This is a genomic window from Bradyrhizobium sp. U87765 SZCCT0048, from assembly GCF_018131225.1.
Classification (GTDB): domain Bacteria; phylum Pseudomonadota; class Alphaproteobacteria; order Rhizobiales; family Xanthobacteraceae; genus Bradyrhizobium_A.
This window is the reverse complement of the sequence record NZ_JAFCMM010000002.1, coordinates 963,877-981,740: the sequence shown is the minus strand read 5'-3', so window position 1 is coordinate 981,740 and position 17,864 is coordinate 963,877. Positions and strand designations below refer to the sequence as shown.

The following is a 17,864-nucleotide window of genomic DNA, read 5'->3' as shown; positions in this document are numbered from 1 at the left end:
CGCTCATCGCAGCCGCTCCGTCCATGGCACGATCACCGTGGCGTCGCCGTGCACGGCGCGATAGGCTTCGATGCGAAAGACCTCCGCGAGGATCGTATCCGACAGGGCGGTGTCGCAGGTGCCCTGCGCCACCAGCCGTCCGTTCGACAGCACCAGCATCTGATCGGCGAAGCGCGCCGCGAGGCCGAGATCATGGGTGACTACGATCACCAGCTTGCCGTCACCGGCGGCGGCGTGCAGACCGCGCATCACGTCGATCTGATGACGCGGGTCGAGCGAGGCGATCGGTTCGTCCGCGAGGATCACCGGCGCCTCGACCGCGAGCACGCGCGCCAGCGCGACGCGGCTGCGCTCACCGCCGGACAGCTCCATGATGCTGCGGGCGGCGAACTGCTCGACGTCGGCCGTGCGCATGGCGCGCGCCACCGCGGCCTCGTCCGTGGCGCTCAGGCGCGACGGATCGGTCGCGCCATGGGGATAGCGGCCGAGCGCCACGACGTCGTGGACCGGCAGCGGCCAATGCACGGCATGGCCCTGCGGCAGATAGGCGAAGCGGCGGGCGCGCTCGCGCACCGACAGCGTGGCGACGTCGACGTCATCCAGCCTGATCGTGCCGCGGATCATCTCCTTTGCGGGCAGGAGGCCGGCAAGCGCACGCAACAGCGTCGTCTTGCCGGCGCCGTTCGGACCGACCAGCGCGATGAGGCCCTGGCGCGGCAGCGCGAGCGACACGCCCTGCAGCACGTCGCGGCCGGCAAGGCGCACCTGCAGATCGGAGGCGGTCAGGAAGGTCGCGGTCATGCCAGCCCTCCCCCCAGCGCCCGTCGTTCGCGCACGATCAGATAGAGAAAGAAAGGCACGCCGATGATCGCGGTGAGCACGCCGACCTTGATGTCGGACGAGGACGGGATCAGCCGGACGGCGATGTCGGCTGCCAGCAGCAGGCAGGCGCCGGCGAGCGCGCTCGGCACCATGATCCGCCCGGGATCGTGCCCGACGAGAGGGCGCACCAGATGCGGCGCGACGAGGCCAATGAAGCCGATTGTCCCGGTGACGGCGACGGCGCCGCCGACACCGAGCGCGACGCCGGCGATGGTGATGAGACGCACCCGCGCGACGTCGACGCCGAGGCTCTGCGCCGCTTCCTCGCCGAGGCTGAGGACGCGGAAGGCGTTACGCTGGCTCAGCAGCACGATCGCACCGGCGGCGATGAACGGCAGCGCCAGCATGACATGCTGGAAGCTGCGGTCTTCCAGCGAGCCGAGCAGCCAGAACGCGATCTCCAGCGCCGCGAACGGATTGGGCGACAGGTTCATGGCGAGCGATGTCAGGGCGCCGGCGAGGCTTTGCAGCGCAAGGCCGGCGAGGATCAGCAGCAGCAGCCCGGCGCGCCGGCCGGCGATCGCCAGAAGCGCGAATACCGAGACGAAGGCAGCGACGATCGCCGCCACCGGCAGGGCATAGGAGCGGACATCAGCGACGCCGAGGGTGATCATCAGGACCGCGCCGAAGGCGGCGGACTGCGGCGCGCCGAACAGCGACGGCGACGCCAGCGGGTTGCGCAGCAGGCCCTGCAGCGCGGCGCCCGACAGTCCGAGGATGCCGCCGATCGCGAACGCCAGGATCGCGCGCGGCAGGCGGATCTCGCGGACGATGATCAGGTGGGTGTCGCTGCCCTGGCCGAACAGCGCCTTGACCACGGTCAGGGGCGCCAGCTTGACCGGGCCGACGCCGAGCGAGCCGATGGTCAGCGCGGCGGCGAGCACCGCGAGGACCACTGTCGCCGCCGCGAGGGGCGAGCGGGCTGCGCCGGGAACTACCATGTCGCGCTGACGCCTCCGTAGATCGCAGGCCCGGTGGTGCCGTAGTTCGCCACTTCCTGGTACCGCGCGTTGAAGATGTTCTCGCCGCGGGCGTAGACCTTCCAGGTCTGGTCGATCTTGTACTCGCTGTAGAGGTCGACGCGGGTGTAGGCTGCGAGCGGGCTGGTTTCGCCGTTGCCGCTGAAACGTCGCGACACGTAGAGGATGCGCGGCTCGATCATCCACTGCTCGGTCGGCGTCAGGGCGAGGGCGAGGCGCATGACGTCGCTGGGGCGGCGCTGCAGCGTCAGGCCGGTCGCAAGGTCCTTGGCATGCAGATAGGTGTAGGCCGCCGTCAGCCGGGCGAAGCCCGGCAGCAGGGTGACGTCGGCCCCGAGTTCGACACCCGCGGTTTCCGCGCGCGACACGTTGATGTAGTGACCGAGCGGGTTGGCGGCGTCGTAGGCGAAATCGATGAGGTTGCTGAAGCGGTTTTCGAACACGGTGGCCGAGAGATTGACGCGGCCGTTGAACAGCGCCTGGTCGATGCCGGCGTCGTAGCCGATGCTCTGCTCCGGGCTGAGACTGGAGTTGCCATAGATCGGCGCGTTGAGCTGATAGAGGGTCGGCGCCTTGGCGCCGGTGCCGGCGCTCGCCCGCAGCTTGGTGCCGGTCTCGGTGATGGCGTAGGCTGCGGTCGCGCGCCAGGTCTCGAAGGTGGCGACGCTGGCGACGTCGTCCATCCGCCCGCCGAGCGTCAGGGTCAGGCGCTCGCCGACCGGCAGCTGCCACAGCGCGAACAGCGAGTTGGTGTCCTGGGTGGCGGAGAGCTGCGGCGTGCGGCCCACGGAGACAGGCAGCAGCTTGGTGAGATAGGTGTCGGCGGTTTCGTGCTGGGTACGGGCGCCGTAGATCAGCGAACCGGCCCAGCCGAGCTTCAGCGTCGACTGATATTCGGCGCCGACGCTGTTGCCGATGTAGTCGGTGCGGGTCGACGTGGTGTTGGCCGGCAGCATGGTCGCGCCGTACGAGACGTCGTTGAACGAGCGGTTGATCCGGGTGGCGAAGACGTTGACGCTGTGGGTCCACAGTCCATCGAAGGTATCGACCGTCGCCTTGCCCCATACCTGGTTCAGCAGTCGCGTCGCGGTCGATGGTGTGTCGGGAAACTTGCCCGTCGCCGCGTCGTAGTCAGAGCGCGTGTAGGAGGACAAGATGCCGGTCTCGACACGGAAGCCTTCGCCGGCATCATAGCCGACGCGGGCGGAGCCGCCCAGCCGGTCGTAGCCGTCGTTCTCGAGGTTCGGGAACTTGGCCTCGATCGCCGGGATGCGATAGCCGTAGCGCGAGAAGCCTTCGCTGCGCCCGGCGCCGCCGGTGACGGCATAGCTCCAGGGCCCCTGTGAGCCGGTTATTGCGGCGCTGGAATTGATGGTGCCGTAGCTGCCCGCCTCGGTGCGGGCGCTGACCTGGGCCGGGCCCTGGCCGGACTTGGTGATGATGTTGACCACGCCGCCGATGGCGTCCGAGCCATAGAGTGCGCTTTGCGGGCCGCGCAGCACCTCGATGCGCTCGATCGCGCTCGGTCCCAGAATCGAGAAATCGAAATCGCCGCTGGCGGCGGTCGGGTCGTTGACGCGGATGCCGTCGATCATCACCAGCGTCTGGCCGGTGTTGGCGCCGCGCAGGCGGATGTTGGCGGTCGCGCCGGGGCCGCCGGATTCGGTGATGTCGAGGCCGGGCACAGAGCGCAGCGCGTCGACCAGGGTGCCGGGATTGGTCGCCTGCAGCGTCGCCCCGTTGACCACGCTGATGGCGCTCCCGGTGCGGCCGATCGCTTCCGGCGTGCGGTCGGCGGTCACCACCATTTCGGGCAGTTGCTGCGGGGATTGCTCGGCGTGAGCCGCGTCGAGCGACAGAGCGATGCAGGCGGCGGTCGCCCCCGCGCGAAGAAGATGTGTCATAGAACCCCTTGTCGCCGGCCCGCCGCCGGCGTGTTGATGCCTGTCAACGGCCGGTCTCCTGGCTTGCGGTTGGCGGCCTGCGATCAGCCTTCCCGGACACGGCTTGGTCCAGTGGCACGCTCGATCGAGGCCTACCGCTTACAGTTGCGGGGGCAGCTGCGGACTGAGGGACCATGGTCCCGACACCGCATTCCCGTTTCATCTTCCCGGATGGAAGACACCGATGACGGCGGCACCGAACCATAAAGCCCTGCCGCACGCAAGCATGCGACAGGGCGGAGTTGTGAAGACTATCTGACGCCAAAGCTGGCGACGCGAACGCCGCCGAAGATGCCGAAACCGGGCCGCAGGAAGCCGGTCGGATCCTGATAGCGCTGGTTGAACAGGTTATCGATCCGTCCGAACAGCTTCATCTGGTCGTTGATGGTGTAGTCGGCGGCGACATTGACGAGCGTGTAGCCGGGGGCGGTCAGGCGCGGCACGGAGAAGTCGCGGCTGACGTCGATGAAGCTGCCGACATAGAGGATGGTTCCCGACACGGTGAGCGGTGCATAGGGCGTCCAGCTCGCGGTGACGCTCGCCTTGTTCTTCGGCCGGCGCAGCAGCTCGAGGCCCGTCGATTTGTCGATCGCCCGGGTATACGTGTAGTCGCCGCGCAGGCGCACGCTTTCCGAGACGGTCCAGGTCGCGAAAGTCTCGACGCCCTCGGTCTCCGCCGCACCGATGTTGACATAGGTCGAGCTGAAGGTCGTCGGGTCGGAGACGGTCTGGATCAGGTTGGTGATGTCGTTGTGGAAGTAGGTGGCGCCGAAGCGGAAGCGGTCGCCGATCGGCTGTTCGAAGCCGGCATCGTAGCCGGTGCTCTGCTCGGGCTTGAGGTTCGGGTTGGCGAAGAACAGGAACGACGGATAGTCGACATAGAGCTGGCTCAGGGTCGGCGCCTTGAAACCGGTGCCGTAGCTCGCCTTCAGCTTGGTCTCGGTCTCGGGAATGATATAGGCGGGCGCCACGCGCCAGGTGGTGTGGTCGCCGAAGCGCTCGTTGTCGTCGAGACGGATGTTCGAGACGATGAACAGCCGCTTGAAGAACTCGGACTGCAGTTCGAGATAGGCGCCCTTGTTGATATTCTCGGCAAATATGGTGGCGGTGTTGAGCTGCTCGCGCTCGTGCTCGGCGCCCATCACCAGCGTCTGTCCCGGCAGCACGGCCAGCACGCCGCGCCAGTCATACTTCACGCGCTCGCCGGTGTTGGTGGAGTTGCCCGCGCTGGGATCGGCGTTGAAGTCCCAGTGGCTGGTATAGTTGACGCCGAAATAGTTCTTGAAGCGGCCGTCGAGCAGCGACCACACACCCTCGGTGCGGGTGAAGATCTGCCGTGTCTGCATCGTGCTCTGGGTCGGGCTCGGTGTGCTGGCGAAGGTGACGGGATTGAAGGCGTCGCCGGTGAAGCGCAGCGTCGCGTCGGTGTAGCGCGCCGAGACGTTGACGCTGAAATTGTCGGTGACATCGACGCCGAGCTTCGTCGAGTAGGTCATGTTGTCGTACCAGTTGCCGATCGCCCTCTGGCCGGGCGGCAGCAGTTCCGACGGCGTCACCGGTGTGTTCGACGACGCGAAATGCGAGACGTTGAAGGCGTAGCTGATGCGGTCTTGCGAGCCGCTCAGGCCGACATTCTGGTTGAACGTGCCGAACGAGCCGCCCTCGATGCTGGCGGTCGCGCGCGGCGGACCCTCGCCTTTCTTGGTGGTGATGGAGATCACGCCGCCGATCGCGTCGGCGCCGTAGAGGCCGCTCTGCGGGCCGCGCAGCACCTCGATGCGTTCGATGTCGGTGGTGAGGAGCTGGCCGAGATCGAACACGCGGTTGACGTCGCTGGGATCGCTGACGTCGATGCCGTCGATCAGGATCTTGGTGTGGTTGGCGTTGGCGCCGCGGATGAACACGGACGTGATGCCGCCGGGGCCGCCGGTCTGCACCACGTTCAGTCCAGGCACGGTGGCAAGCGCATCCGGCGCCGTGCGGCGCTGGTCGCGCTCGAGGTCCTGGGCGGTGATCACGGTCACCGAACTGGCGATCTGGTCGGCCGGGGTTTCGGTGCGCGTGGCGCTGACGACGATTTCGGGCAGAGTCTGCTGGGCTGTTTGCGCTTGCTGGGCGTGAGCATGAGGGACGATCAGGAACGGGGCGATCGCGGCGGATGCGAGCGCGGCCTGGCGGCGGCGGGACGACAACACAATGGCAACGATGGACATCAAGGCCTCGGTGGACGGCAGTGGCACGTCACAGCAACCGCGGCCTCGTGCAGGCCTGCGCCTGCATGAAGCAAATGTCTGTACTCCCCGACCGACATCGTCGCGTGTGACCACGTTGACGGCAGGTCTCCTGGCTCGCGGGTCGTCGCCTCGCCGTCGCCTTCCCGGGACCGAGGGCCCAGTGGCTGAGGATGGCAGGCTCGTCGCTTACAGTTGCGGGGGCAGCTGCGGCATCGGACGGCTGTCCTCACCGCATTCCCTTTTGATCCCAACGGGAACCGTCAACCAGACGTTAAGATTTGGCTCGGCCCAGCGTCAATGGAAACGGGCGCCGTCGTGGCATTGTGGTCACGAGTGTTGCGCTCATGTCTCAGAATGCGACGCATTTGAGCGTTTCCGTTAACCATTGGAACGCCGTCGGAACGAAACGCGGCCGAATCGGCCGAATCACCATGTCACTCCATTGCGCGTGCCGGATGTGGGGGATCGTGCACACAAGCGGGCACAAGATGGCGACCACAGAGAGACCGCATGCGGGCTCATGCCGCCACGCCGAGCAGGGCAATCGTTAATTTCATGAGGTGATCGGTGTCGACGTCCGCCCGCCAAGGCGCGTTTCGCACGCCGCGCCGGAGCATTGCATTTGTGTCGAAATGTAACGAGTGCGGTCCTGCCGTTAACGCTTCGAACGCTGCTCGAACGAAACGGGGGCGAATCGGCCGAATCGCCATTTCAGCGGAACGCGTCCGCCGCATCTGGGGTCGGGCCAATGCGCGGGCACAAGATCAAGATCGGGCGCAGGCCCGGTTCGCGTTCGTTTGACTCCGCGGCGTGTCGCAATCGTTAATTTCGCGGGGAGTCCGGCAGAGCGCAGTATGCGCTTGCCGTGCCACACGACACCGCGACCGGCGGCATCGGGCAGAACAATGCATTTGTGTCGAAATGTAACGATCGTGTTGACGCCGTTAACGCTTCGAACGCGGCCTGAACGAAGCAGGGGCGAATCGGCCGAATCAGCAGGTTATGGCGGCGAGGCCATCTGCATCTAGTGATCGGCTCACGCCATGCCCCAAGATGACGATCAATCGCGCGCGGCCCAACTGCCGCGCAACAGGCGTAAAAGTTAACGCCCGCCGCCGGCCGAGCGCGGTTGCCCCAGCGGCAGCTTTCGCGTCGTCTTCAGGCAGTCGAGCACGATCGACGAGCGCACATGGGCGACGCTTTCGTGGGGCATCAGCACATTGTTGACGATATCGGACAGGCTCTTGAGATCGCGCAGCGCGATCTTGAGCATGTAGTCGGCATCGCCGGTGAGGGCGTAGGCCTCCTGGATGTCGTCGACCCGTAGCACGAGGTCGCGAAAGCGCTTGGCGTTGTCGGGGGAGTGGGTCGCAAGGGTGATGTGCACCAGTGCGATCACGTTGAAGCCAAGCGCTTCGCCGGCCAGGTCGGCGTGATAGCCCTGGATGATCCGCGCCTCCTCGAGACGGGTGCGGCGGCGCGAGCATTGTGAGGCGGAGAGACCGGCGATGTCCGCCAGCTCCTGGTTGGTCAGGCGGCCATCATCCTGCAGGGCGGCCAGGATCCTGAGGTCAAAGGTGTCGACCTCCACAGCCCCCGTGGTTGTCATGCAGAAATGCCCTCCCGTTTGCACAAAACGTGCGTTTCTTAGGGATGTCGTGCCCCATTATGCATGAACATTGTGCCCGATATGACCGAAAATGTCGTCATCAAAGTCCAGGGAGAACGACATGGGTCCGTTTCCGCACGAGGCGCCGCCTGCCGCCATTACCGACCACAACCCGATGGGGACCGACGGCTTCGAGTTCGTCGAATACGCCCATCCGCAGCCCGAGGAATTGCACACGCTGTTCCGCCTGATGGGGTTCACGGCGGTTGCACGTCACAAGACCAAGGCGATCACCATGTATCGCCAGGGCGATGTGAACTATCTCGTCAACGAGGAAGTCGGCACCCACGGCCACAGCTTCGTCGCCGCCCACGGGCCGTGCGCGCCGTCGATGGCCTTTCGCGTGGTCGATGCGCGCCGCGCCTATGAGCGCGCCATTTCGCTCGGCGCCGAACCAGCGGACGTTCCGTCCGCGCAGAAGACCCTCGACGTTCCCGCGATCAAGGGGATCGGCGGCAGCCTGCTGTATTTCGTCGATCAGTATGGCGCCAAGGGTTCGGCCTACGACGCCGAGTTCGCGTGGCTCAATGGCCGCAATCCGCGGCCCGAAGGCGTCGGCCTCTATTATCTCGACCATCTCACCCACAACGTCCATCGCGGCCGCATGGATGTGTGGACCGGCTTTTACAGCCGCCTGTTCAACTTCCGCCAGATCCGCTTCTTCGACATCGAGGGCCGCGCCTCCGGCCTGTTTTCGCGGGCGCTGACCAGCCCCGATGGCAAGATCCGTATCCCGATCAACGAGGACGCCGGCGACTCCGGCCAGATCGAGGAATATCTCAACATCTACCGCGGCGAAGGCATCCAGCACATCGCCTGCGGCGTAAAGGACATCTACCGCACCATCGAGGCGCTGCGGGCCGATGGCCTGCCGTTCATGCCGTCGCCGCCGGAGACCTATTTCGAGCGCGTCGACCATCGCCTGCCCGGCCATGGCGAGGACGTCGCGCGGCTGCAGCGCAATGGCATCCTGATCGATGGCGAGGGCGTGGTGAACGGCGGCCACACCAAGGTGCTGCTGCAGATCTTCTCGGCCAACGCCATCGGCCCGATCTTCTTCGAGTTTATCCAGCGCAAGGGCGATGACGGCTTCGGCGAGGGCAACTTCAAGGCGCTGTTCGAATCGATCGAGGAAGACCAGATCCGCCGTGGCGTGCTGGCGGTCGATAACAAGACGGCGGCGTAGCGTCGGCGCGCTGAGCAGTCGCGCATCGGCGTTTGCGCCGTCATTCCGGACGCCGCTCTGCGGCGATCCGGAATCTCGCCTCCGCAAGATCGACAGCCGAGATTCCGGGTCCGTCGCTGCGCGCCGGCCCGGAACGACATGCAATGGCCTGTCGGCTGGCCGTGCTTAAATTTTCTGTTTTGACGCGTTTTCTTGACGCGAACCGGTGCCCACTTCGTTCGAAAACGCTTCAGCTCAATGTTTCCGGAAGACCACGCTGAGATTGTTTGCTGGCATTGGCGTGACGCTCGGGGGTGAAAAGCCCTGAGCCGTGGCGAGCGCGGCGACGTCGTCGAGCAGGCGCAGGCCCCATGCTGGATTGCGGTTGCGCAGGCTGGCGTCGAAGGCTGCATTGCTGGGCTCGAGCGGCGCGTCGCTGCGCCGATAGGGACCATAGAGATAGAGTGGCGCGCCCGGCGGCAGGATCGCGGCGGCGCCGCGCATCAGACCCTCCGTCGCGGTCCATGGCGAGATGTGGATCATGTTGATGCAGAGCATGGCGTCGGCGTGAGCGATCGGCCATGGCGGTGCGGCGGCATCGACAGCGATCGGTGGATTGACATTGCCAAGGCCGCTGTCGGTGATCCAGGCCGCGATGCTGCGTTGCTCGGCCGTGCCCGGATCGGACGGTTGAAAGATCAGGTTCGGCAGATGGCGGGCGAAGTGCAGGACATGCTCGCCGCTGCCGCTCGCAATCTCCAGCACGGTGCCGCGCGCGGGCAGGATGCTGCGCAAGACGTCGAGGATGGGGTCCCGGTTGCGCAGTGCGGCAGGGGCGGACAGGCGGTCGTCGGTCATGGGCATACACTATCCGGAATCCGGATCGGCCGGCGAAGAAAGCTCCGGGGCCGCGATTCCAAAGAAAATCCGGCGCGCGAAGACTCGGGCGCCGGATCAGCGTGATCAGTCGGTCGGGTGGGTCTAGCCTGCCTCGGCCACCGCGCGCTGCGCCATTACCTTGATGAGGTTGGCGCGGTAGGCGGCGCTGCCGTGGATGTCCTCGATCATGCCGCTGGCGGGAATGGTGATCGCATCGAGCGCCGCAGCCGACCAGTTGGCCTTGAGCGCACTCTCGATCGCGGGCACGCGGATCACGCCGGTTTGCGACGCGCCGGTGGCGGCGACGCGAACCTCGCCGCCCTTCAGCTTCGCCACGAACGTGCCGGTGAGCGCGAAGCGTGACGCCGGATGGCGGAACTTGGCGTAGGCCGCCTTCTCCGGGATCGGAAACGCGACCGCGGTGATGATCTCGCCATCTTCGAGGGCGGTCGTGAACAGGCCCTTGAAGAAGTCCGCGGCCTTGATGCTGCGCTTGTTGGTGGTGACGGTGGCGTCGAGGGCCAGCACCGCGGCGGGGAAGTCCGCCGCTGGATCGTTGTTGGCGATCGAGCCGCCGATGGTGCCGCGATAGCGCACGGCGGGATCACCGAGCACGGAGGTGAGATGGGCGATCGCCGGGATCGCCTTGTTCACCGCCGCATCGGTCATGATGTCGTAATAGGTCGTCGCTGCCTTGATGGTCAGGGTGTCGGCCGACGCCTCGATGCCGACCAGTTCCTTGATCCGGGCGACGTCGATGACGTCGCTCGGCGCCGCGAGGCGCTGCTTCATCACCGGCAGCAGTGTCTGGCCGCCGGCGAGATATTTGGCTTCCGCGCCCTTGGCGAACAGCGCCGTGGCTTCGGCGACGGTGGCGGGGCGATGATATGTGGTCTGGTACATGGTTCGTCTCCCCGTTACTCGGCGGCCTGCGGCTGGTGAATGGCGTGCCACACCCGGTCGGGGCTGGCCGGCATCTCCAGGCGGTTGTGGCCGATGGCGTCGGTGATGGCGTTGATGACAGCGGCGGACGAGCCGATGGCACCCGCTTCGCCGCAGCCCTTGATGCCGAGCGGATTGCCCGGGCACAGCGTCGTGGTGTGCGACAGCTGGAACGACGGCAGGTCGTCGGCGCGTGGCATGGCGTAGTCCATGAACGACGCCGTCAGCAGCTGGCCGCTGCTGTCATAGACCGCGCCCTCCAGCAGCGCCTGCCCGATGCCCTGGGCGAGGCCGCCATGGACCTGGCCCTCGACGATCATCGGGTTGATCAGGCGGCCGAAGTCGTCGGCGGCGACGAAGTTGATGAAGCTGGTCTTGCCGGTGGCGGGATCGACTTCGAGCTCGCAGACATAGGCGCCGGCGGGGAAGGTGAAGTTGGTCGGATCGTAGAACGCGCCTTCCTTGAGGCCCGGCTCCATGCCGTCGGGCAGGTTGTGGGCGGTGTAGGCCGCGAGCGCCACCATCGGCAGGGCGATCGCCTTGTCGGTGCCGGTCACCTTGAACTGGCCTTCCTCGATGACGATGTCGTCGACCGAGGCTTCGAGCTGATGGGCGGCGATCTTCTTGGCCTTGGCCTCGACCTTCTCCATCGCCTTGACGATGGCGGAGAGGCCGACCGCGCCGGAACGCGAACCATAGGTGCCCATGCCGAACTGCACCTTGTCGGTATCGCCGTGGACGATCGACACCTGGCTGATCGGAATGCCGAGCCGGTCGGCGACCACCTGGGCGAAGGTGGTCTCATGCCCCTGACCGTGGCTGTGCGAGCCGGTGAGGATCTCGATGGTGCCGACGGGATTGACGCGAACCTCGGCGGATTCCCACAGGCCGACGCCGGCGCCGAGGCTGCCGACGGCTTTCGACGGCGCGATGCCGCAGGCCTCGATGTAGCAGGAGAAGCCGATGCCGCGCAGCTTGCCGTCCTGCTTGGCTTTCGCCTTGCGGGCGGGGAAGCCGGCATAGTCGATGGCCTTCAGCGCGGCGTCGAGCGAGGCATTAAAGTCACCGGTGTCGTACGCCATGATCACCGGGGTCTGGTACGGGAACTGGGTGATGAAGTTCTTGCGCCGCAGTTCGGCGGGATCGACCTTGAACTGCCGCGCCGCGGTTTCCATGATGCGTTCGAGCAGGTAGCTCGCTTCCGGCCGCCCGGCGCCGCGATAGGCGTCCACCGGCGTGGTGTTGGTGTAGACCGTGATCACCTCGGCGGAGATGTTGGGGATGACATATTGCCCCGACAGCAGCGTCGCGTAGAGATAGGTCGGCACCGACGACGAGAACAGCGACATGTAGGCGCCGAGATTGGCGTAGGTCTTCACCCGCAGCCCGGTGATCTTGTGATCCTTGTCGAAGGCCATCTCGGCCTTGGTCAGGTGATCGCGGCCATGGGCGTCGGTGAGGAACGCTTCGGTGCGGTCCGCCGTCCACTTCACCGGGCGGTTGACGCGCTTCGACGCCCACAGCGCCACCATCTCCTCGGGATAGATGTAGATCTTGGAGCCGAAGCCGCCGCCGACGTCAGGAGCGATCACCCGCAGCTTGTGCTCGGGGGCGATGTTGTAGAACGCCGATAGCACGAGGCGCGCGACATGCGGGTTCTGCGACGTGGTGTAGAGCGTGTAGTGCTCCTCCGCCGCGTCGTAGCTGGCGACCGCGGCGCGCGGCTCCATGGCGTTGGGCACGAGGCGGTTGTTGACGAGGTCGAGCTCGACGACATGCGCGGCGTTCTTGATCGCGGCGTCGGTCGCCGCCTCGTCGCCGATATGCCAGTCGTAGATCATGTTGCCCGGCGCTTCCGGATGAAGCTGGGGCGCGCCCGGTGCGATCGCGGCGCGGATGTCGGCGGCTGCCGGCAGTTCCTCGTAGTCGACGACGACCGCTTCGGCGCCGTCGCGCGCCTGGTTGCGCGTCTCGCCGATGACGACCGCGACGGCCTGGCCGACGAAGCGCACGGTTTCCGGCGCCATCGCCGGCCATGCACCCATCTTCATTGGGGTGCCGTCCTTGGAATGGATCATCCAGCCGCAGATCAGGTTGCCGACCTTGTCGTCGACCAGTTGCTGGCCGGTGAGCACGGCCACCACGCCGGGAAGCTTCAGCGCCTCCGACGCGTCGATGGCCTTGACCCTGGCGTGCGGGTGCGGGCTGCGCACGAAGTGCGCATAGGTCATGCCGTGCAGGCGAATGTCGTCGACATAACGACCGCTGCCGGTAATGAACCGCTTGTCTTCCTTGCGCGCGACGCGCGCGCCGATGCCTTCAACGCCCATGCGATCTCTCCCTGTCCGGCGGACGGCCACGCGACGCTTGCGGAGTCGGGGCGCTTGCCGCCTGTGATTGCTGCGAAGAATCCGTCGGAGCCGCGACTCATTCGGCCGCGGCGGCCACCTTCATGCGTTCCGCCGCGTCGAGCACGGATTTGACGATGTTGTGATATCCCGTGCAGCGGCAAATGTTGCCTTCGAGCTCGTGACGCACCGTCGCTTCGTCGAGCTTGCCGCCATGGCGATGGACGATGTCGATCGCGCTCATGATCATTCCCGGCGTGCAGTAACCGCACTGCAGGCCATGATTGTCGCGGAATGCCGCCTGCATCGGGTGCAACTGGTCGCCGGTGGCGATGCCCTCGATCGTCGTCACGTTGCCGCCGTCGGCCTGGCCGACGAGGGTGGTGCAGGATTTGACCGCGCGGCCATCGATGTGGACGATACAGGCGCCGCACTGGCTGGTGTCACATCCAACGTGGGTGCCGGTGAGGCCGAGGTGATCGCGCAAGAGATGGACGAGCAGGGTTCGATCTTCAACGTCGGCGGAGACCGCCTTGCCGTTGACCGTCAGCTTGACTGTAGGCACGCCGTTTCTCCCTCAATATCTTCTCATTATTCCAATATTAAAGAGCACCGCCTGAGGGCTTTGCAACCACGATTTTGGTCGAACGAGGGGATGCGCGGCGGGCGTGCACGGCGCCTGCGGCTTTTTCGGGCGTGCACGTTCCGCGAGTTATGACAAACTTGCGTACAGGGGCGGCGGTGCGTGGCCTTGTCGCAGTGCCGCGTGGGTGCAAACAATGACCGGTGAATGACAACAGGCGTCCGGCAATGTCATGCGGCGCTGCGACACGACCGGACTGCGACGGCAGCCGGCCCCCCTCGGGAAGGAAAGGTTCGGTGTGATCAACAAGCAGGTCAACGACATCAGGGAGGCGGTCGCGGACATTCGCGATGGCGCGATCGTGCTGGTGCCGGGATTCGGTGCGGTCGGCATTGCCGACCATCTGCTGGAGGCGTTGTGCGACCAGGGCGCGCGTGACCTCACCATCGTCGCCAACAATGCAGGCAATGACGAGCATGGCCTTGCGCGGCTGATCAATCTCGGTCGCGTCCGCAAGGTGATCTGCTCCTATCCGCGTTCGGGCGATTACAGCGCCTTTCTCAACGCCTATCGCAGCAAGAGCCTGGAGCTGGAGCTGGTGCCACAAGGCACGATCAGCGAGCGCATGCGCTGCGCTGCAGCAGGGCTGGGCGGCTTCTTCTCGCCGGTTTCGGCGGGCACCAAGCTCGCCGAAGGCAAGGAGACGCGGGTCATCGATGGGCGCCTGCATGTGTTCGAGAAGCCGCTGCGCGGCGACGTCGCGCTGGTCAAGGCGGCGGATGGCGATCGCTGGGGCAATCTGACCTATCGAAAGTCGAGCCGGAACTTCAATCCGGTGTGCGCCATGGCCGCGGATCTCACCATCGTCGAGGTCGAGCGCATGGTCGATCTCGGCAGCCTCGATCCCGAGGCGGTGGTGACGCCAGGGATTTTCGTCGACCGCGTCATCGAGGTCGGTCGCCTGCCGCCCAGGAATCATCCACTTTATGCCAAGTATTCGGGAGCCGCCGCATGACCCCGCTCACCCGCCACCAGATCGCCTGGCGCGCCGCCCAGGATTTGCCCGAGGGGGCCTATGTCAATCTCGGCATCGGCATCCCGACCCTCACCGCCAGCTATGTGCCGGCGGATCGCGAAGTCATTTTCCATAGCGAGAACGGCGTGCTCGGCCTCGGGCCGGCGCCGAAGCCGGGCGAGGAAGACGACGATCTCATCGATGCCGGCAAGAACTACACCACGCTGGTGACGGGCGGTTGCTATGTCCACCATGCCGACGCGTTCCTGATGATCCGCGGTGGCCATCTCGACATCAGCCTGCTGGGCGCCTTCGAGGTCTCGGGCACTGGTGACCTCGCCAACTGGACCACGGAGGATCCGGACTTTCCACCGGGAGTCGGCGGGGCCATGGATCTGGCCGTCGGCGCCCGTGCCATCCGCGTGCTGATGGAGCACACCAGCAAGACGGGTGAGCCGCGGATCAGGCATCACTGCTCGCTGCCGCTCACGGCGCCGGGGGTGGTGAAGCGCATCTACACCAACCTCGCGGTGATCGACGTGACGCCGGAGGGGCTGGTGGTGCGCGAAATGGTCGCGGGAATGGATCTCGACCGCCTGCAGTCGCTAACCGAGCCGAAGCTGACATTGGCGCCCGACTGCAAGGAATTGCACGCACCGGCCATTGCGGTGGCGAAAAAGCCAGCCAGGGCGGCCGAACAGGCCGCCTGACGCCCGTACCCTACCTCACTACCAGAGGTAGAGATTTACGGCATCTTATCGATTTTGCCCTACTTTTAACTATCACGGTGACCGGGGGCCGTCCCGGTCACTTTCGTTTGGCAATCGATTGGGGTGGTTCGCAAATGGGCTGGTTCAGGGGTGCCGGGGGGCAGAAGCAGGGAACGCAGAAGCAAAAGAAGCCCGGCTTTTTATCCAACCTGAGATTTCGCGCCAAGATCATGCTGGGCTTCATCACCGTTCTCGGCCTGTCGGCCGTGAGCATGGGTGTCGCCTATTTCGGCTTCGAGCGGATTTCCGCCGGTGTCAGTTCCTACCACGCCATCGTGTCGGAGACCGATGCGGCCCGTGACATCGACCGCGAGCTCGCCGCCTACCAGCTGCTCGCCCGCTACTACTCCCTGACCGGCTATGCCGCCGACGAATCGGCGGCACGCTCGGCCGAGGGCGACCTCGCCAAGGCGATCAAGCGCGCCGAAAGCGTCAGCAGCGCGGAGAACAAGCCGAAGATTTCGGCCCTCGGCGACAAGTACAACGAGTTCACCAAGCTGTTCGCCCAGGTCGTCGAGATCAAGACCGAGAACGCGGGGATCGCGTCGAACCAGCTGCTGCGGCTCGGCAACTTCTTCCGTTACCGCCTCGAGGACCTTGCCGACACTGCCGCGCTCGCCGGCCAGACCTCGTTCCAGGCGAGCGTCAAGGAAATGGCGATGCAGTCCGCGGCTGTGACCGCGAACGTCGCCAACTTCATCGTCAAGCCGGACCAGGCGGTCGCCAACAGCGCCACCGCCCGCATCCATCTGCTCAAGAACAGTTTCGCCTCGCTGACCTCCAGCGACGAGAAGCTGAGCGCCAAGATCAAGGAGATCTCGGATCAGCTCGGCGGCTACCAGACCTCTTTCACCAAGTTCGTGCAGAACGCGGCGAAGGTGGACGAGCTGACCGCCCAGATGACCGAAGCCGCCGGTGCGATCACCAAGGACGCCAAGGTGGTCAAGGATGGCCTGCTGGCCCAGCAGGATCGCATCTCCGCGCAGTCCAACGCCATCGCCCAGGACACCAAGAACTTCGTGTCGCTGCTCGGCATCGGCGGCCTGGTGTTCGGCGCGCTGTTGGCATGGACCCTCGGCCAGGGCATCTCCCGTCCGATGATCGGGATGTGCGCCGCGATGCGCGAGCTCGCCACCGGCAAGTTCGATGTCGTGCTGCCGGGTCTGGGCCGCAAGGACGAGATTGGCGAGATGGCCAGCGCCGTCGAGGAGTTCAAGCTTCAGGCCGTGGCCAAAGCCGAACGCGAGGCTGCGGAGCGCGATGCGCAGAACAAGGCGACCGGCGACGCCCGCCGCGCCGAACTGCATCGCTTCGCCGACAACTTCGAGGAAGCGGTCGGTGGCATCGTGTCCAACGTGTCGCAGTCGGCCAACCAGCTCGAGAGTGCGGCCGGTACGCTGACCCGCACGGTCGAGACCACCCAGGAGCTGTCCGGCCGCGTGGCCGGCGCCTCGGAGGAAGCCTCGTCCAACGTGCAGTCGGTGGCCTCGGCGACCGAAGAACTGTCGGCGTCGGTCGACGAGATCGGTCGTCAGGTCCAGGAATCGAGCCGGATCGCCGCCGCGGCGGTGACCCAGGCCGAGGAGACCGATGCCCGCATCGCCAAACTGTCGCGCGCCGCACAGCAGATCGGCGACGTGGTGAAGCTGATCACGGCGATCGCCGAACAGACCAATCTGCTCGCGCTCAACGCGACCATCGAGGCCGCCCGCGCCGGCGAAGCCGGCCGTGGCTTCGCGGTGGTGGCGAGCGAGGTGAAATCGCTGGCGAGCCAGACCGCAAAGGCGACCGACGAGATCTCCTCGCACATCACCGGCATGCAGGTCGCGACCCAGGAATCGGTCGCCGCGATCAAGGAGATCGGCCAGACCATCGGTCAGATTTCGCGGATCGCCGCCACCATCGCCACTGCCGTCGAGCAGCAGAGCTCGGCGACCCAGGAGATCGCCCGCAACGTCCAGAGCGTCGCCAAGGGCACGCAGGAAGTTGCCGGGAGTATCACCGAGGTCAACCGCGGTGCCGGCGAGACGGGTGCTGCGTCCGGCGACGTTCTCAACTCGGCGCAGACGCTGTCGGTGGAAAGCACCCGGCTTCGGCAGGAACTCGACCGCTTCATGGCGACGATCCGCGCCGCCTGACGGGCGGCCTCCAGAGCGGACGTCTCGCTTCAGACAATCCCCCGGACCCACGGTCCGGGGGATTTTTGTTTGTCGCGAGCCAGCGCGCAGGTCCGCGCACAGTCCCACGTACAGTTCCATGCACGGGTCTGGCCGGGAACCCGACCCTCATCCGGGCGTTAGCTTCCCGCGGCGGTTACATCTGGGTTCCGTCGCATCCGAGCCCCCGGGGCAACTCCGGGACATTGTTGGATTGCGGGTCTGTCCATCACGGGTCACCCCACATACCGGCGCGCACATGATCCTCTGGCGTTCCCGCCGTGGTGCGATCGATGCG

General features: G+C 66.0%; 13 protein-coding genes and 2 riboswitches. Of the genes, 4 read left to right on the top strand and 9 right to left on the bottom strand.

Annotated features, from left to right (window positions below; all coding sequences use genetic code 11):
* Positions 1-3: 3 nt before the first annotated feature.
* The 5 genes from JQ639_RS17605 to JQ639_RS17585 all read right to left on the bottom strand — a co-directional run bounded on the left by JQ639_RS17605 (position 4) and on the right by JQ639_RS17585 (position 7,648).
* Complete coding sequence (locus JQ639_RS17605) at positions 4-801, bottom strand: ABC transporter ATP-binding protein (RefSeq protein ID WP_211967394.1); 798 nt, start codon at positions 799-801, stop codon at positions 4-6.
* Positions 798-1,823, bottom strand: a complete 1,026-nt coding sequence (locus JQ639_RS17600) for a FecCD family ABC transporter permease (protein WP_211967393.1) — start codon at positions 1,821-1,823, stop codon at positions 798-800. Before JQ639_RS17600 ends, JQ639_RS17605 begins: the two co-directional genes overlap by 4 nt.
* On the bottom strand, positions 1,817-3,766 hold the full coding sequence (locus JQ639_RS17595; RefSeq protein ID WP_211967392.1) for a TonB-dependent receptor plug domain-containing protein: 1,950 nt from the start codon (positions 3,764-3,766) through the stop codon (positions 1,817-1,819). The genes JQ639_RS17600 and JQ639_RS17595 overlap by 7 nt, the downstream gene beginning before the upstream one ends.
* Before the next feature lie 31 nt (positions 3,767-3,797).
* Positions 3,798-4,006, bottom strand: a riboswitch (cobalamin riboswitch).
* A 50-nt stretch (positions 4,007-4,056) separates the two neighbouring features.
* Positions 4,057-6,018 carry a TonB-dependent receptor plug domain-containing protein gene (locus JQ639_RS17590; protein WP_211967391.1) on the bottom strand — a complete coding sequence of 654 codons (1,962 nt, stop codon included), beginning with the start codon at positions 6,016-6,018 and terminating at the stop codon, positions 4,057-4,059.
* 103 nt (positions 6,019-6,121) lie between these two features.
* Positions 6,122-6,316: riboswitch (cobalamin riboswitch) on the bottom strand.
* 825 nt (positions 6,317-7,141) lie between these two features.
* Complete coding sequence (locus JQ639_RS17585) at positions 7,142-7,648, bottom strand: Lrp/AsnC family transcriptional regulator (protein WP_211967390.1); 507 nt, start codon at positions 7,646-7,648, stop codon at positions 7,142-7,144.
* 121 nt (positions 7,649-7,769) lie between these two features.
* Between JQ639_RS17585 and hppD the strand changes: the two genes are divergently transcribed.
* Positions 7,770-8,894, top strand: a complete 1,125-nt coding sequence (gene hppD / locus JQ639_RS17580; protein ID WP_211967389.1) for a 4-hydroxyphenylpyruvate dioxygenase — start codon at positions 7,770-7,772, stop codon at positions 8,892-8,894.
* 234 nt (positions 8,895-9,128) lie between these two features.
* Here the strand turns inward: hppD and JQ639_RS17575 are convergent, their stop codons facing one another.
* From JQ639_RS17575 to JQ639_RS17560, 4 genes are all read right to left on the bottom strand, one after another.
* Positions 9,129-9,731: a DUF938 domain-containing protein gene (locus JQ639_RS17575; protein ID WP_211967388.1), complete on the bottom strand. Its 603-nt coding sequence runs from the start codon at positions 9,729-9,731 to the stop codon at positions 9,129-9,131.
* A gap of 123 nt (positions 9,732-9,854) precedes the next feature.
* On the bottom strand, positions 9,855-10,655 hold the full coding sequence (locus JQ639_RS17570) for an FAD binding domain-containing protein (RefSeq protein ID WP_211967387.1): 801 nt from the start codon (positions 10,653-10,655) through the stop codon (positions 9,855-9,857).
* 14 nt (positions 10,656-10,669) lie between these two features.
* Positions 10,670-13,024, bottom strand: coding sequence for a xanthine dehydrogenase family protein molybdopterin-binding subunit (locus JQ639_RS17565; RefSeq protein WP_211967386.1), 2,355 nt, complete (start codon positions 13,022-13,024; stop codon positions 10,670-10,672).
* Between the two features lie 97 nt (positions 13,025-13,121).
* Positions 13,122-13,607, bottom strand: a complete 486-nt coding sequence (locus tag JQ639_RS17560; RefSeq protein WP_211967385.1) for a (2Fe-2S)-binding protein — start codon at positions 13,605-13,607, stop codon at positions 13,122-13,124.
* A 319-nt stretch (positions 13,608-13,926) separates the two neighbouring features.
* On the opposite strand from JQ639_RS17560, the gene JQ639_RS17555 reads away from it, so the two are divergent.
* The 3 genes from JQ639_RS17555 to JQ639_RS17545 all read left to right on the top strand — a co-directional run bounded on the left by JQ639_RS17555 (position 13,927) and on the right by JQ639_RS17545 (position 17,548).
* Positions 13,927-14,640 carry a 3-oxoacid CoA-transferase subunit A gene (locus JQ639_RS17555; protein ID WP_371745150.1) on the top strand — a complete coding sequence of 238 codons (714 nt, stop codon included), beginning with the start codon at positions 13,927-13,929 and terminating at the stop codon, positions 14,638-14,640.
* Entirely contained in the window at positions 14,637-15,350 is a 714-nt protein-coding gene (locus JQ639_RS17550; RefSeq protein ID WP_211967383.1) for a 3-oxoacid CoA-transferase subunit B, read from the top strand. The genes JQ639_RS17555 and JQ639_RS17550 overlap by 4 nt, the downstream gene beginning before the upstream one ends.
* 134 nt (positions 15,351-15,484) lie before the next feature.
* A complete protein-coding gene (locus JQ639_RS17545) occupies positions 15,485-17,548 on the top strand; it encodes a methyl-accepting chemotaxis protein (protein WP_371745115.1) in 2,064 nt (687 codons plus the stop codon).
* The last annotated feature ends 316 nt before the right edge of the window (positions 17,549-17,864 follow it).